Below are 17,374 nucleotides of genomic sequence, written 5' to 3' on the forward strand. Positions count from 1 at the left end.
AGGTGTTTTTTTATTTACTTAATTATGATAATTTATTCTTCATCAGGGTTAGAAATAGTAGCAGGTTTTACTGATGCATCATGGGCATTATAATATTCATCTAAAAGTGCCATGGTAGCTTTAAGTAAATCTTTAGTTTCTAGTAATAAACCAAAATATAATGTTGTGTTTTTAGGACTAGATTCCTCAGTACGAGTTCGTTCTACTTGTTTTTGAATTTTTTCAGATAATATATTAAAAGCATCATCTTTTTTATTTAATATATTTCCTATTTGTTCAAAAGAACGAGAATCAAAAGCTAATTTAGTATCATTAAATAATTTTTCTAATGTACCATCAACTTCTTTTAATTCTTTAATTTGATTGAACTTAAGTTTTTTATGATTATTGTTTACGTGTTTATAACTTACTTTAGTAATATACTCTAAAGATTGTGTCATGTCTTGTAAGTAACCTAAAACATTAATATAGAAATTACTTGCGCCAATACTTGAATCATCTAGATTTTTAATGAAGTAGAAAATATTGTTACGCAAATCTTCAACTTCTACTGATAATTTATCAACTTGCTTTTTATTCTTTTTTAGCGATAATAAATCTTGTTTAGCAAGACCATTAATTGCATTTGAATAAATTTTATTACCACGTTTAACAACGTTTGCAATATTTTCAGCACTTTCGTGTATTACACCTTGTACAGAACTACTCTCAGCTTTTATTAAACTATCTTCTGCTCTAACTTCTTTAGATTTTCTGTTATGTACAATAGAGCTTCTAATTATTAGTCCAAAAGCTATTACTAATAGAATTGGAAACATTACTGTAATATTCAAATTCAATAAATAAGCAACAAATGCCGCAGCTGTAAAAGCACTAAAAGCTGTAAAAAACCAGCCTCCAATTACATTTAATACACCAGCTACTCTATATACAGCACTTTCTGCTCCCCAAGCTCTATCAGCAAGCGAAGAACCCATAGCAACCATAAAGGTAACGTAAGTTGTAGAAAGTGGTAATTTATATGAGGTGGCAATAGATATTAAAACAGCAGCAACCATTAAGTTTACAGCTGCTCGAACTAAATCGAATGCAGGCAACTCTAATATTTTGTTTTTTGGTATAGCTATAACTGGTACTTCAAATTGTTTTTCAATTTTAGCTTGCCATGATTCTGGTAACATATATGATGTCATTTGAGACATTGCCATAGCAAATCTCACAAAACCACGTGATAAAAAGTTAGGTTGAAAACGTTCTTTTGTTTCTCCTTGACTAGATAAATCTAATGATGTTTTTACTACATTTTTTGCTTTAGTTGAAAACCATAGTGTTAATACCATTACCATTCCAGCACCAAATAATAACCAGTTGTTTGTTGGTACTTTTTGGGCTAGAACTTCCATTGAGAATTCTGTAGCTAAAAGACCAGAAGCAGACCATTCTTGAAATGCGTTATATGCAGCTACAGGAACCCCTATAAAGTTTACTAAATCGTTACCAGCAAAAGCTAATGCTAAGGCAAACGTTCCTACAATAATAATAAGCTTATAGATATTTGTTTTTGCAAAAGCAATTAAGCAATAAGAAAATAATGACCAAAAAACAGAACTAACTACGACTATAGATAATACTTGATTCTCTAAAAAATCTTTCATAGTTCCGCCTCCAAGAATATCATAAGATTCTTTAGCATACGATGTCCCTTTTAAACCTTTCATGAAAATGAAATAAGTTATGGCTGTTAAGGCAAAACCACCAAATAGAGCACCTACCCAAGCGGCTTTCTTTTGAAAATTATAAGATAATAATACTCTGGAAACCCATTGTACCAATGCGCCTATAGAGAATGCGACGACTACAGACAGGAGTATTCCAAAAATAATTTGTGATGCTTTTGATGTGTTAATGTAATTAATAACTTCACTAAAATCACCACCATCATGACCTATTTTAATTAATGCCATTGCGACTGCTGCACCAAGTAATTCAAATACAATTGAAACAGTAGTTGATGTTGGCATACCAACAGAATTAAAGAAATCGAGTAATAAAATGTCGGTTATCATAACCGCCATAAAAATAATCATGATTTCATTAAACATAAATTCGCTAGGATTGAAAATTCCTTTTCTAGCGACTTCCATCATACCGCTTGAAAATACAGCACCGACTGCCACACCTAAACTGGCAACAATCATAATGGTTTTAAAAGAAATAGCTTTAGATCCGATGGCTGAATTTAAAAAGTTAACAGCATCGTTACTTACTCCAACAACCAAATCAGCAATTGCTAATATGGCTAAGGCGATAATCATATATAAATAAATATTATCCATAGGGTTTTGTTGTAAAATGGTTGCAAATATCATGACTATTAATGATTAGTTTGTTATGTAATTGTTATTATTTTAAAAGTGAATATCGAATTGTAAGCGATACATTAATTGATTACTACCACCAGAAACTTCTAAATGGCTAATATCTGTTTGAACTTTTAAGCTATGACCAGCAATATATTTAGAAAGACCAAGTGTATATTGCGTCTCTGGATTTTTACCTGTTATGTTTTTATCTAATTCAATATTTGTATAACGTCCTGAAATTTCCCAGTCATTTTTAAGAAGAAAACCAGATTGTAAATTTAAACCATGACCAACCTGTACCTCGTCACCAGTAAGTGTGCCATCTGAGTTTTTAGCATAAGGATCTTTAGCATCTCTATTAGAATATTCTGCCATAAAGGAGAACCCGTTGTATTTAAACATAGCATCTATAAAGAGTGTGTTAATGTTGGTTTTGAAAAAACTGCCTTTCGCACCATCCGCCTCAGTATTATCAATATACATATAACTACCTTGGTTACTTCTATTTTTAACAGCATTATTGTTATGATCATAACTAACAGCTAATGATAGTTTTGGTGTTTTTTCTCTTTTTAAATCTGAACCTTTATAATCGCCTTTGCTTATAAACGTTCCAAAAGGGAAAAGTTCAACTCTACCAGTATATTGGTAGCCTCCAATGTTTCCTGTGGTTATATTTCTTCCTTCACCTTGAGCTAAAGAAAATATTTCTTTTACAACAAATTTATCTGTTAGGTTGAAATGGTGTCTTAATTGAAATCCGAAATCACGATCAATTGTAAATCTGCTATTTAATAATGAGCGATCTACTTGTTGAAGGTTTGCAGAAGAAATAACACGTTCTCTATTTCCTGGTAATTTAGTTTGTCCAAACCATAACACGAAATTTTGATGAAAATTCCACATTAAAACGGCATCTAATATGTAACGAGGTGAGTTACTAGTGAAAGATGATGCCCCAGATTGGTCTCTATTAGATAAACCTAATTCTATTTTGTACTTTAATTTTGGGCTATATGCAAAACCATCAAATTTTAAACGAGATCTACGAATTAAAAAACTGGTTTCTCCGCTCTCCCCTTCATTCCAAGTTGAAGTTCCTAGTAGTTGTGCTCTTAAACCAACTTTCATGGTCCAAGAACTGTCTTTCCCTACAATTTTAAATAAACCTTTTCCGAATTTACCAGATTTAGTTTCTTGAGCGTTTAATGATGTAATTACAAACAGAAGTATTACCCCAATAAGGGTTTTTTTAAAATTCATTTATTTATTAGTTTTTGTCGCTGCAAATAACTAAAATAAATGTTAATTCAATGTTTCCAAATAGTTAACTTACTTACATAAAAAAGACTGCCTTGGCCAAAGGCAGTCTCATTAGAAATCATGATAATGTAGTCGACAAAAACTAATAGTTATATGAAATACTAATTGTATTGTCTTAAGACTAAACAAATATCGAAGTTTAAGGTGATTTTAACTTAACCTCAATATTAAGTAATTATTAAACTTTCCAATGTTAAATCTTTGTATACAAATATTTTTAAAACACTAAAAATCAGTTAATTACATATTCAATGTTAACTCTATGTTAATTAAATGTTGTTTAAAAGTTATCAAATTTGTATATTTGACATATAATGTTTAAACCCCCATAATTATGAAGAAATCAATCTTATTACTTTTCACTTTTTTAATTACTGTGGTATCTTTTGCACAACAAAAGAAAGATTTAAAACTTAACAAAGAAACGAACTTAATTGATGTCGTTTATTATCATGATAATGGTGCTGTAAGTCAAACAGGATCATTTACTGCTGATGGTAAATTACATGGTAAGTGGATAAGTTTTAACACAGCAGGTGAGAAAATTGTTTCTGCAAATTATGATAATGGAAAAAAAGTCGGCAAATGGATTCATTGGATTGAAGGCAAAAAAAAGGTAGTTAATTATGAAAATAATATAGCATCCTTATAAAAAGCTAATTTAATGTAACTAATAAAAAAAGCCTTAACACATGTTTAAGGCTTTTTTTATGACTAATTCTAAATAGCTTTTTAGAATTTATAAGAGTAACCTATAGAAAACTCTGTGCCTGGTTCTCTTAATGAAAATATTTGGTCTTGAGCTTTAAATGATTGGTAAACACTTTCTCTTTCAGCGCCTAATATGTTAGATATTTTTATATCTATTGAAGATTTTTTGTTTTCTCCAAACGCTTTATTTAACGTAAAGTTTAAACTTTCAAAAGGTTTTGTAAATACATCTGGAACACCACCTAAACCTACAACTTCTAAAGTTTTACCTTGCATATTAAAGAATAAACCAGTTTGTAAACCTATTTCTTTATTTGCGTAATTTAAGCTAGTGTTTATTAAGAAAGGCGATTGCCCTTGTAGGTTACGTTTCCTATCAATAGTTTCGCCATCTCTAGCATTTGCCTCTCTTGAGAAAAATTCTTCATCAGACATTGTTAATTCAGACTCTGTAACAGATACATTTAAAGTAAACTTTAAGTTGTTTAAATTTTCTGAGATAAAACCTAAATGTTTTCTAAATTCAAATTCTGCTCCATATACTTTTGCACTACCTAAATTACCAATGGTAAGTTGAGTAGGTGCCGAGGCAAAGAATGATTTTTCAAGTGGATCTGTAAAGTCTTTGAAAAAACCACTTATGGCAAACATTTGACCTTCATCACCAAAGTTTTCATATCTTAAATCGAAGTTATTTACATAGGTTGGCTTTAAGTTAATGTTACCTATAAATAACCTGTCTGTAATAGGGTCGAAAATTTGAGATAAAGATGCCTCTTTAAAAGAAGGTCTTGCAGTAGTTTTATAGTATGATGATCTTATATTAGAATCATCACTTACAGCGTAAATTACATTTGCTGAAGGAAACAAATCGTATTCATCTAACACCTTAAACCTATCATATAAATCTGCACCATCTTGCCCTGTGTAATACGAAGTGAAAGATTCAGCTCTTAAACCTAAAATAGTTTTAAGTTTTTCGCTAATATTAAACTCATTTGAGATATAAGTAGAAGCAATGTGTTGCTCACCTTCGTATGCATCGTTAGGGTTAAATATATCAACAGAAATAAGATAGGTGCCACTTCTGTTATCTCTACTCCAAATATTTTCTGGTAATAATAGATTATCTGGGTTACCATTGGCAACTGGCGTTCCGTTATTATCAAAAGTCCAATCATCAACACTAAAATCTCTAAACTTATAAGTGTATCCACCACCAAATTTTACTTTAGCAGGTTTTCCAAATAGTTCGTATTTTTTATTAAAATCAAATTTAGTTGCCCAGTTTTCTTCTTGTAAAAAACGCCAAATTCTAATAGGGAATGTTGCAGCAGATGCGCTTATAAAAAATTCTCCTGTTTGAGATTCTTGTAAAGGTGTAACTCTGTGGTCTTTATCATGTACTTTAGAGAATGTTGGGGCTAACTTCCAGTTAAAATTCCAATCGTTTTTAGCACCAAAAGAATGTATACCGTTAATAAGTAAATTAGTAACAGAACGCTCTGTATAAGCAAGAGCATCTTTTGTTAATGGCTCAAAACCAGAACCAGAACCAGAACCACCCTGTGCTATATTTTGATTAAAAATACCTCCTGATGATTCACCATTTTGAATGTGAAGTAAATTTACTTTATACTTTGAGTTTTGAGTTTTAAAGGTAAGACCTAATAAACCATTTAAAAGTATATTGTTTGTGCCTTCTCTACCAGTTGAAAATCTATCGGCAACAAGTTCGTTATTAGAAGTATTATTAGCATCAATAGAATACGCACCATCAATACGGTTTTCATAAAATGTTGTACTGTTTTTGTATGATAATGAAGCTAAATATCCAAATTTATTGTTATCGCCTACAGTAAATTGGTCGCCTATAGTAAGTCCTAAATCGAAATTAGGATTACTTGTGCTTTCCTTGGCTCTTAATTCTTTATTATAACGACCAGTTAATGTTGTTAGTAAACCTCTATTTTCAAAAGTACCAGGAATAGGTTGGTATCTATTAATTGGTACATCTCTTGTACCGTTATCATATCCAAAAAAGTCAGTATCACTTGCTGTTCCATTTAAATAATTGTCTTTACCATGCATACTTGGATTGTAACCTGCACCAAGAGAGATAGACGCTTCAAATTTAGTTGGAAAATCTTTTGTAACAATATCAACTACACCACCTGTAAAATCGGCTGGGTATTCTGCTGCAGCAGATTTAACTACAATAATATTATCTAATATATTTGTTGGAAAAATGTCCATCTGAATAGTATTTCTATCAGGATCTAAACCAGGAATATCAACACCATTTAAAGTAGATTTAGTATATCGATCTCCAAGACCTCTTACATACACATATTTTCCTCCTTCAACAGATACACCAGGAACACTTTTTACTGCGCTTGCAAGATTTCCTGCGCCACTAGATTTAATACTTTGGGCAGATAAACCATCTAGAAGTGTTACAGATTTTTTTTGAATACTTAGTACGGCTTCTTCTGTATTTCGCTTAATACTTGTTGTAATAACAACTTCATCTAACGAGTTTGATGCTAAAACAACATCTAAATCAACTACTTGCCCCGATTTAATTATTATATCACTTATTTCTTTAGATTCGTAACCAACAAAAGAAAAGATAATGGTGTAAGTTCCTTCATCTAGTGATAACTGGTATTTTCCATCAAAATCAGAAGTTGTTCCTATGGTAGTTCCTTTTACTAAAACATTAGCAAATGCCATTGGTTCATTATTGTATTCACCATCAAGTATGTTCCCAGCAAGTGTTCCTTGTGCTGATAGGTTTAAAATTGAACCAAATATTAGGGTAAGAACTATATAAATATTTTTCATATATATAATTTGTAAACTACTGCTTACATACAAGTATGCAAGCAGTAGTTTTATAAGTACTTTGTTGTTTTTTTATGATTCATTAGAATCCTAATCCACCAGCTGTGTTTGCGTATGTCCAACTAAGGTTTGCAGTATTTGCACCAACAGTTGCAGCTCCTTTAGTAACAGCAGTTGCTTCAGAACCAAAACCTGTAACAGTAACAGATTCTGCTTTATTTACAAAAATATCTTCTACTGCAGTAACACCAGTTGGTAATACTATTTGCCAATTAGAAAAAGTTAATAAACCATTATTATAGTTAGTAGCAACACCATCATTATCTAACTCAACATCAGATTCTGCTTTAAAATTGTAAGCGTATATATTATTAGTTGCTCCCATAGCACCACTTCTGTAATCTGCGTATTCACCGTTAGATGTAACGCTATTTCCAATAATAGTAGCATTTTGTAACATGAAAGAACCAGTAGAAGTTCCTTCTGGGCCGTCAATTTCAAATGCATGATCAGAAGCTTCACCTAAAACTACAACGGCATTATCAATGGTTCCAGAGTAAGCTTGGTCAATATCTAAAGCATCATCACCTTGTGCCCAAACCAGTAAGTTAGAAGCGTTAACAGTACCTCCAAAAAACTCAATACCATCATCAACGTTTGCAATAACTTCAATGTTATCTATAATAGTTTTGTTACCAACACCACCAAGAGTTAAACCGTTAATTTCATTTCCTTCTCCAATTAATGCACCACCATGGCGGATAGAAATATATTTAAGGATTCCAGAATCATCATCTGCAACAGTTCCGCCATATAAGCCAAAAGTATCATCAGCTGGTATTCCTTCTATTTGAACTTCAACTAAATCTCCTTTAAAAGATCCAGGTGCATTACCTAATATTATTAAACCTCCCCATAACCCTCTGTTAGTTTCATCTAAATTGGTTCCTGCAGTTTGTCCAGGAGTAATATTATCACTAGAAGATGTAAATATAATAGGACTGTTAGCTGTACCAACAGCATTAATTTTACCGCCTCTTGCAACTATAAGAGCAGAAGCTAAAGATCCAGTTCCCGGTTTACCTTTAATAATAGTACCAGCCTCAATAGTTAATGTAACACCAGATTCAACTACAACTTTTTGGTTTAATTCGTATACTTTATCGTTTGTCCAATTTGTATCTGCAGCAATTGCCCCAGTTACAGCAACTGTTTCATAATCACCATCAGTTCCGTCTCCATTTTGTATTATAGTTATTTCTTCTATAATAATAGGTGTGTCATCATCTTTAAAACATCCTGTAAATACTAAAGAAGAGGCTATTAATAAAGTTAAAAATAATTTTCTCATGAGTTTAATTTTAAAATATTATTGGTTATAATTTTTTGATTTAATTCTTTCGGCAAAGAAACTACTGTTATGTGTTTTTAGTGTTACCTTAGGATTAAAGAACCGTAATAAAAGCGTTAGGATATTGTTAACTAAAACAGAAAATTTTTAAATGTTCATTACATTTAGTTAACATTAAAATTTAAAACTAGTTCACTACAAAATGCTATATATACTGAGTTAAACTTTTTGTATTTACTTATTTTAAAGCATAAAAAAAGCAGCTTACAAAATATATGTAAGCTGCTTTTTAAATAAGTATATGTTACTAACTAATTAATTATTAATTGTAGATGATGAATTATTATCTGCACTAGCTATTGTAGCAACTAAATCTTCTAAAGATATGGTGCTAGGTTCAAGCATTAATTTAATATTAGCAGTATTTGATACTAAAGTAATTTTATATTCTTTAGTTTCATAGCCAACAAAACTAGTTACCAAAGTGTATTCACCATGTTTTAAGTTCTCGAATTTAAAATAACCTTTTTCATCAGATAAAACTTTTACTCCAGTTTCTTTAATTAAAACTTCTGCAAAAATTAAAGGTTCGTTGTTAGATTCAAAATCTAATAAGTTACCACTTATAGTTCCGGTCTCTTGTGCAAAAGACAAGGTAGAAATAAAAAAGACGGCTAAGTATATAATGTGTTTCATTTATTATTCTTAATTACTTTACAAAAATACACTTAGACAACATAAAAGTGTGTTACCAAATTATTAAACAACCATGATTAAAAGGTTACCTTAATGTTAAGCGATTTAGCAAGACATTTTTTACTTAATTTATTATCTTGCCACAACTAAAATAAGATTATGAACTGGGAGCAACTACTATCCTTAAAGCGCTTTGGCGACACCCATAAACGTATACGTAAAGAACAAGACGAAACTCGTTTAGGTTTCGAGGTAGATTATGATCGTGTTATTTTCTCATCAGAGTTTAGGAGCCTTCAAGACAAAACCCAAGTTATCCCATTATCCGAAACAGATTTTGTACACACACGCTTAACCCACAGTTTAGAAGTTAGTGTTGTTGGGCGCTCATTAGGTAGGCGTGTTGGTCAAAAATTATTAGAAAAACATCCGCATTTAAAAAGTACATTAGGTTATCAAGCTAACGATTTTGGAGCCATAGTAGCTGCTTCTGCTTTGGCACACGATATTGGAAATCCACCATTTGGGCACTCAGGAGAAAAAGCTATAGGCGAGTTTTTTAAAACAGGAAATGGTAAACAATTTAAAACTCAATTAACAGAAAAAGAATATCAAGATTTATGTGATTTTGAAGGTAATGCCAATGGTTTTAAAATTTTAACCGAGAGTAGAGCAGGACGTGACGGCGGATTACGATTAAGTTACGCCACACTTGGTGCATTTATGAAATACCCAAAAGAGTCATTGCCAAAAAAACCAACAAATCATATAGCCGATAAAAAATACGGCTTTTTTCAATCAGAAAAAGATGCCTTTCAAGATGTGGCAAACGAGTTAGGATTAGCCAAAAGAAGCGATAAGCACATAAGTTACTCTAGGCACCCATTAGCATATTTGGTAGAAGCTGCCGATGATATTTGCTATACTATCATAGATTTTGAAGATGGTATAAACCTTGGGCTTATTCAAGAAGAATTCGCCTTAGAATATTTATCTAAAATTATTAGAGATAACATAAAACCAGAAAACTATTATGCACTCTCTACCAAACAAGATCGTGTAGGGTATTTACGTGCTTTAGCTATTGGCTCGTTAATTAACGAAGCTGTCGATATTTTTATGAAATATGAAGATGCCATATTAAACGGTAATTTCGATTGTGCGTTACTTGATAAAAGTAAATACGACGCACAAATAAAAGACATCATTAAAATAAGTATAGATAATATATATCAATCTGCAGAGGTAGTCGATAAAGAAATTGCAGGTTATGGTGTTATAAATACACTATTAAACACCTACACAAATGCCGTAAATAACAGCTTTAATAATACAGCTTCAAATTACGATGCCCTTATTTTAAAAGGGCTTCCAAAAACTATTAAAACAGATAATTCTAGTCTATATAGCCGTTTATCAAGCGTATGTTATTACGTGTCTTTACTTTCAGATAGTAAGGCGATATTAGATTATAAAAAGATAAAAGGCATTAGTTTTTAAAAAATAATTTGGGCGTTACCCAAGGGTCGGGCTTTCGGCAGTCGCTCCCTCCTTTGTCGGGGAGCTTCAACAAATGCCTCAATCCCTAACGCACTTATTAGCAAGCGTATTTTTTTACAATAAAGTATTTTTTTTATTTGAGAAAACTACTAAAAATAGCTATTAAACTCTTAACATCCAACCCTACCGATTCTTGAAGTTTATTCACACTACCATGTTCTATAAAACTATCAGGTATACCTATTGTTTTAATAGTGTTTTTATAATTATTTATAGTGGCAAACTCTAAAACAGCACTTCCAAAACCACCCATTAAGCTATTGTCTTCAATAGTAATAACAGTATTGTAAGTTTTAAAAATATTGTGAAGCAAGTTTTCATCCAACGGTTTTACAAAACGCATATCGTAATGCGAAACGCTTAAGTTTTCAATAGCTTCTGTAACATTTTTAGCAATAGCACCTATACTTAAAATAGCAAGTTTGTTACCTTTTTTTAAAGCCAGACCTCTGCCAATTTCAATTTTAGAGAACGGTTGTTTCCAATCTATAGTAACACCGCGTCCTCTTGGGTAGCGAATAGCCATAGGATATTCTAAACCTAATTGGGCAGTATACATAATGTTGCGTAACTCAATTTCGTTTCTTGGCGCAAATATAATTAGGTTGGGTATACAACGTAAATAACTTAAATCGAAAACACCATGGTGTGTCGCACCATCTTCACCTACCAAACCAGCTCGATCTAAACAAAAAATAACCGGTAGTTTTTGTATAGCAACATCATGAATAATCTGGTCGTAAGCCCGTTGTAAAAACGTAGAATAGATATTACAAAATGGTATTAAACCTTGTATAGCCATACCAGCAGCTAAGGTTACAGCGTGTTGTTCTGCAATACCAACATCAAAAGCGCGATCTGGAATTTCTTCCATCATGTATTTTAATGAGCTTCCTGTTGGCATGGCAGGAGTAATGCCTACAATATTTTTATTTTGTTTAGCTAATTCAACAATAGTATGTCCAAATACATCTTGATATTTTGGAGCTTGTATTGTTGAAGTTTTAATTTGTAAATCTCCAGTTTTAGCATCAAATCTCCCTGGTGCATGGTATTTTACTTGGTCAACTTCGGCTTGTTTTAACCCTTTACCTTTTGTAGTTATAACATGTAATAGTTTTGGGCCTTTTACTGTTTTTAAGCGCTCTAATTCTGAAATTAAAATACCTAAATCATGACCGTCTATAGGTCCGGAATAATCAAAATTTAAAGCTTCAAAAATATTATCTTGTTTTTGAGTGCCTTTTTTTACGTTGGTTAAATACTGTTTAAGCGCTCCTACACTTGGGTCTATACCAATAGCATTGTCGTTTAAAATAACTAGTAAATTAGCATCGGTAACACCTGCATGATTTAAACCTTCAAAAGCCATCCCGCTAGCAATTGAAGCATCTCCAATTACGGCAATATGTTGTTTGTTTTCTCCTTTTAATTGTGAGGCAATAGCCATGCCTAAGGCTGCAGATATTGATGTGGAAGAGTGCCCCACACCAAATGCATCGTATATACTTTCATTGCGTTTTGGGAATCCACTTATTCCTTCAAATTCTCGGTTGGTGTGAAAATTTTCTTGTCTACCTGTTAAAATTTTATGTCCGTATGCTTGATGTCCAACATCCCAAATAAGTTCGTCAATTGGTGTGTTAAAAACGTAATGTAAGGCTATTGTGAGTTCAACTACACCAAGACTAGCGCCTAAATGGCCTTCTTTGGTAGCAACAATATTAATAATAAATTCACGTAACTCTTGTGCAAGTTGCGGTAAGTCTTTTTGATTTAAAAGACGGAGTTCTTTAGGTGAACTAATTTGTTTTAATAGACTTTTTTGCACAAAGCAAAAGTACAAGAATGAATTTGTATTTTTGCTATTATGATAGAACCTTTTGATGATACCTATTTTATGAAGAAAGCGCTACAGGAGGCTGAAGTTGCTTTTGATCAAGGAGAAATTCCTGTTGGCGCTGTAATTACTATTGATAATAGAATTATTGCACGCGGACATAATTTAACAGAAACCTTAACCGATGTTACGGCACATGCTGAAATGCAAGCCATTACTGCGGCATCTAATTTTTTGGGTGGTAAGTATCTTCAAAAATGCACTTTGTATGTTACGCTCGAGCCTTGCCAAATGTGTGCGGGTGCGTTGTATTGGAGCCAAATATCTAAAATAGTTTATGGTGCCAGAGATGAAGCTCGTGGTTGTATTAATTTAAAAACCAAGTTGCATCCTAAAACGACTATCTCTGGTGGTGTTTTAGCTGATGAAGCTTCGGCTTTAATGAAACGTTTTTTTGTTGAAAAACGGAATTTAAATTAAAAGTGTAATTATTGCGTTAGGGATTGCAGAGGAAATCCTTTTTTAAGGCACGAAAAAAAGATTGTAACGAAAAGCCCGACCCTTGTGGTAACGCCTAAATATTAATATTTTTTACGCTTTTGGTTTTCGCGCATTTTATCTAAATTTTCTTTGGTAAGCATGTAATCTTTCATGTTTTTGTCTTTCCAATGGTGGTAAGTAAATAATGGAAAGACTATTAAAAATAACCCTGTTACCCCAAAACCAATAAGTTTTTGAGAATACTTAACTTCTAGAGTAAACCCTAAAATAATGCTTGTAAAGGCAGCAATTGCTAATATGTAAATAGCGTATTTCATGTGTTTTTACTACTGTGTAAAGTTTATTAATTGTTGTCTGTAAGCGGTTAATAATTTAGATCTGGAAATGTAGCCATAATATTTACCTCCTTTAATAACAGGTAAATTCCATGCGCCACTAGATTTAAATTTATCCATAATGTCGTTCATGTTATCTTCATCGTAATTTATAATTCCGGCATCTGCGTGCATAAGGCTAGACGCGTTTACTTTGTTGTAAAGGTCTGTATCAAACATCATATGTCTAATATCATCTAAACGTATTACGCCTAAAAATTCATCTTTATTATTTACTACAGGAAAATGGTTTCTTGAAGATTTTGCTACGGCATTTTTTAGAATATCTCCAAGTTTCATTTCGGGTTTTAAAATAATAAAATTAGTTTCTATTACCTTATCAATATCTAAAACCATTAAAACGTTTTTGTCTTTATCATGCGTCATGAGTTCCCCACGTTGTGCAAGTTTTAAGGTGTAAATAGAATGCGAAACATAATATTTAGTGATGGCAAATGATATGGCTGATACAATCATAAGTGGTACAAATAATTCGTAGCCACTTGTAATTTCGGCAATTAAGAATATTGCAGTTAGGGGCGCATGTAAAACTCCTGCCATTAAACCCGTCATGCCAATTAAGGTAAAGTTAGATTCTGATACATGAAAATCTAATCCAATATTATTTATAATTTTTGCAAATGCATTTCCTAAAACATTTCCCATAACTAAGGTTGGGATAAAAACACCACCAACACCACCGGCTCCAAAAGTAGTAGTCATGGCTATGGCTTTAAAAATTCCAATACCTAATAAAAGCCCTATGACTATCCAGATATTGGATAAGTCTAACTCAAAGGGTGTAGTTCCAATAGCAGCTAAATGGTCGCCCTTTAAAAGGTTATTCATAATACCATAACCCTCACCATAAAGGGGCGGAATAAAATAAAGCATGGTTCCAATAGCTAAGCCGCCAATTAAAAGGCGCAATGCACGACTTTCAAATTGTTTAAAAAAATTGGTTATAGTAAAAAACACTTTTGAAAAGTATACAGATGCAAGTCCTGTAAAAACCGCTAATAACACATAAAAGGCAATATCGTTTACTTCAAATTTATCTGTTAATTCAAATCGCAATAACACATCTGTTCCCAAAAACATGTAAGATGTAACTACAGCAGAAACTGATGCTAATAATAGAGGGACTAATGATGCAAAGGCGATATCAAGACTAAATATCTCAATTGCAAATATAATAGCAGCAATAGGTGCTTTAAACATGGATGCCATAGCGCCTGCAGCTGCACAGCCTATTAATAACATACGCGTTTTGCTGTTCATTCTAAATAAACGTGCAGCATTAGAGCCTAACGCTGCACCAACACTTACAGCCGGTCCTTGAAGTCCTACCGACCCACCAAATCCTGCTGTTAATGGTGCTGTTATAAGTGACGCATAAATATTGTATCTAGGTATAATACCGTTTAGTTTTGATATGGCATATAGAGTAGATGAAATACCATGCCCAATATGTTTTTTTAACCAAGTTTGCTTAATAACATATACCAAAAATAAGCCTATCATTGGGAAAATAAAATACAATGAATTTTGGTAATTATTAAAAAAATCTATTTCGAAAAGTAAGCGGATATAGTGGGTTAAGTTTTTTAGAACAACAGTACCCATACCTGCTAAAAAGCCAACTAAAATACTTAGTATATAAACAAATTGACGCTCTGAAATATGTTTGTATTTCCAGATTAGAAATTTGCGTAATAGTTTATTGGCTAATAAAGGCATATATAAAACTACTAAAAAATCCTGCAAATTGCAGGATTTAATTATTTATGATTTCAAATTAAGTTTTAAACTTAATTCTGTTAATTGTTCATCATCAATTGGTGCCGGTGCATCTATCATAACATCGCGCCCAGAATTATTTTTTGGGAATGCAATAAAATCTCGAATAGTTTCTTGACCTCCTAAAATAGCAACCAATCTATCCAATCCAAAAGCTAAGCCACCATGTGGTGGTGCTCCATATTGAAAGGCATCCATTAAGAAGCCAAATTGAGCTTTAGCTTCTTCGGGTGTAAAGCCTAAATAATCAAACATTAGCGATTGGGTTTCTTTATCGTGTATTCTAATAGAACCACCTCCAATTTCGTTACCATTTAAAACCAAATCGTAAGCATTAGCTTTAACATCACCAGGATTCGTTTTTAGTAATTCTAATTGTCCTGGTTTAGGCGATGTAAAAGGATGATGCATGGCATGGTAACGCTTAGTGTCTTCGTCCCATTCCAATAACGGAAAATCCATAACCCATAGTGGTGCAAATTCTTTAGGGTTTCTTAATTCTAAACGTTCTGCAAGTTCCATACGTAATGCACTTAATTGTGCGCGTACCTTATTTTTATCTCCAGAAAGTATACAAACTAAATCACCAGGTTTTGCTCCAGTAACCTCTGCCCATTTTGCTAAATCATCTTGATCGTAGAATTTATCAACAGACGATTTAAAGGAGCCATCATCATTACATCTAGAGTAAACCATACCTAAAGCACCTACTTGTGGGCGCTTTACCCAATCAATTAATTTGTCAATTTCCTTACGAGTATATTTATTACCTCCAGGAACCGCAATACCAACAACTAATTCGGCATTATTAAATACTCCAAAATCTTTATGTTGTGCTACAGCATTTAACTCGCCAAATTCCATCCCAAAACGAATATCTGGTTTGTCATTTCCATATAAACGCATGGCATCGTCGTACAATATTCTAGGGAATTTTTCAACCTCTACACCGTTAACTTCTTTAAGTAAATGGCGCGTTAAGCCTTCAAAAGCATTTAAAATATCTTCTTGCTCGATAAATGACATTTCACAATCTATTTGTGTGAATTCAGGTTGTCTATCAGCACGTAAATCTTCATCTCTAAAACACTTTACAATTTGAAAATATTTATCCATTCCACCAACCATTAGCAGTTGCTTAAAGGTTTGAGGAGATTGTGGAAGTGCGTAAAACTGCCCTTCGTTCATTCTTGAAGGTACAACAAAATCTCGAGCACCTTCAGGAGTAGATTTAATTAAATAAGGGGTTTCAACTTCAATAAAACCTTCTTTAGATAAATAATTTCTAACCTCTTGAGTAACTTTATGCCTAAAAATTAAGCTGTTTTTTACAGGGTTACGACGAATATCTAGATAGCGATATTTCATTCTTAAATCTTCGCCACCATCCGTTTTATCTTCTATAGTAAAAGGAGGTAATAATGCTTTGTTTAAAATGTTTAACTCAGAAACTAGAATTTCTATATCTCCCGTGGGGATATTTGGATTTTTTGAAGCACGCTCAATAACCTTCCCTTTTACTTGAATAACGAACTCACGACCTAGATTTTGAGCTTGCTCAATTAAATCTTTTGATGTGCGTTCTTCATCAAATACTAATTGGGTTATACCATAGCGGTCACGTAAATCTACCCAAACAATAAATCCTTTATCTCTAGATTTTTGAACCCAACCAGAAAGGGTAACTTCTGTATTTATATTTGTAGCGTTTAATTCGCCACAATTATGACTTCTGTACATATTGAAATTTTGATGTGCAAATTTAATGAAATACGACAGAGTATGAATTTTTTATAACTGTTTTTTTAGATTGAAAGTGTTTATTGTGATGGTGAGGGTGGATAATTCAACTTAGATACTTGTTTTAATGAATTCCTAACGTATTTAATTGTATCGTAATAAAATCTTAACATTTTAATTAAAATTTTATCAAAATAACATATGCGCGCATAATATTTTGAACATTATTAATCGATTAAATCTATAATATGCATATATTAGCGTTAAC

12 protein-coding genes are annotated in these 17,374 nt (G+C 32.3%); 3 read left to right on the plus strand and 9 right to left on the minus strand.

Translation table 11 applies throughout. The features are described from left to right. Positions 1–32 precede the first annotated feature (32 nt). Together Q0842_RS01275 and Q0842_RS01280 are read right to left on the minus strand one after the other, a co-directional pair. Positions 33–2,336, minus strand: coding sequence for an inorganic phosphate transporter (locus Q0842_RS01275; RefSeq protein WP_298493548.1), 2,304 nt, complete (start codon positions 2,334–2,336; stop codon positions 33–35). 72 nt (positions 2,337–2,408) lie between these two features. Next, entirely contained in the window at positions 2,409–3,626 is a 1,218-nt protein-coding gene (locus Q0842_RS01280) for a porin (protein WP_298493307.1), read from the minus strand. 394 nt (positions 3,627–4,020) lie between these two features. On the opposite strand from Q0842_RS01280, the gene Q0842_RS01285 reads away from it, so the two are divergent. Further along, on the plus strand, positions 4,021–4,338 hold the full coding sequence (locus Q0842_RS01285; protein WP_298493310.1) for a nicotinic acid mononucleotide adenyltransferase: 318 nt from the start codon (positions 4,021–4,023) through the stop codon (positions 4,336–4,338). An 80-nt stretch (positions 4,339–4,418) separates the two neighbouring features. On the opposite strand, the gene Q0842_RS01290 is transcribed toward Q0842_RS01285, so the two are convergent. From Q0842_RS01290 to Q0842_RS01300, 3 genes are all read right to left on the minus strand, one after another. After that, complete coding sequence (locus tag Q0842_RS01290) at positions 4,419–7,244, minus strand: TonB-dependent receptor (protein WP_298493313.1); 2,826 nt, start codon at positions 7,242–7,244, stop codon at positions 4,419–4,421. An 82-nt stretch (positions 7,245–7,326) separates the two neighbouring features. Beyond that, positions 7,327–8,595: a hypothetical protein gene (locus Q0842_RS01295; RefSeq protein WP_298493317.1), complete on the minus strand. Its 1,269-nt coding sequence runs from the start codon at positions 8,593–8,595 to the stop codon at positions 7,327–7,329. 315 nt (positions 8,596–8,910) lie between these two features. Next, positions 8,911–9,291, minus strand: a complete 381-nt coding sequence (locus Q0842_RS01300; RefSeq protein WP_298493320.1) for a carboxypeptidase-like regulatory domain-containing protein — start codon at positions 9,289–9,291, stop codon at positions 8,911–8,913. Positions 9,292–9,450: 159 nt separating this feature from the next. On the opposite strand from Q0842_RS01300, the gene dgt reads away from it, so the two are divergent. Then, positions 9,451–10,791 carry a dGTP triphosphohydrolase gene (dgt, locus tag Q0842_RS01305; protein WP_298493325.1) on the plus strand — a complete coding sequence of 447 codons (1,341 nt, stop codon included), beginning with the start codon at positions 9,451–9,453 and terminating at the stop codon, positions 10,789–10,791. Positions 10,792–10,924: 133 nt separating this feature from the next. Here dgt and dxs read toward each other — a convergent pair whose 3' ends face one another. Next, on the minus strand, positions 10,925–12,682 hold the full coding sequence (dxs, locus tag Q0842_RS01310; protein WP_298493328.1) for a 1-deoxy-D-xylulose-5-phosphate synthase: 1,758 nt from the start codon (positions 12,680–12,682) through the stop codon (positions 10,925–10,927). A 39-nt stretch (positions 12,683–12,721) separates the two neighbouring features. On the opposite strand from dxs, the gene Q0842_RS01315 reads away from it, so the two are divergent. Next, positions 12,722–13,171, plus strand: coding sequence for a nucleoside deaminase (locus Q0842_RS01315; protein WP_298493331.1), 450 nt, complete (start codon positions 12,722–12,724; stop codon positions 13,169–13,171). A 101-nt stretch (positions 13,172–13,272) separates the two neighbouring features. Here Q0842_RS01315 and Q0842_RS01320 read toward each other — a convergent pair whose 3' ends face one another. The 3 genes from Q0842_RS01320 to aspS are packed head-to-tail and all read right to left on the minus strand — an operon-like array spanning position 13,273 to position 17,106. Then, on the minus strand, positions 13,273–13,509 hold the full coding sequence (locus Q0842_RS01320) for a hypothetical protein (protein WP_298493334.1): 237 nt from the start codon (positions 13,507–13,509) through the stop codon (positions 13,273–13,275). 9 nt (positions 13,510–13,518) lie between these two features. After that, complete coding sequence (locus Q0842_RS01325; RefSeq protein ID WP_298493551.1) at positions 13,519–15,306, minus strand: chloride channel protein; 1,788 nt, start codon at positions 15,304–15,306, stop codon at positions 13,519–13,521. A 45-nt stretch (positions 15,307–15,351) separates the two neighbouring features. Further along, a complete protein-coding gene (aspS, locus tag Q0842_RS01330) occupies positions 15,352–17,106 on the minus strand; it encodes an aspartate--tRNA ligase (protein WP_298493337.1) in 1,755 nt (584 codons plus the stop codon). Positions 17,107–17,374 lie beyond the last annotated feature (268 nt).

The organism is uncultured Algibacter sp. (genome assembly GCF_947495675.1).
GTDB lineage: Bacteria > Bacteroidota > Bacteroidia > Flavobacteriales > Flavobacteriaceae > Algibacter_B.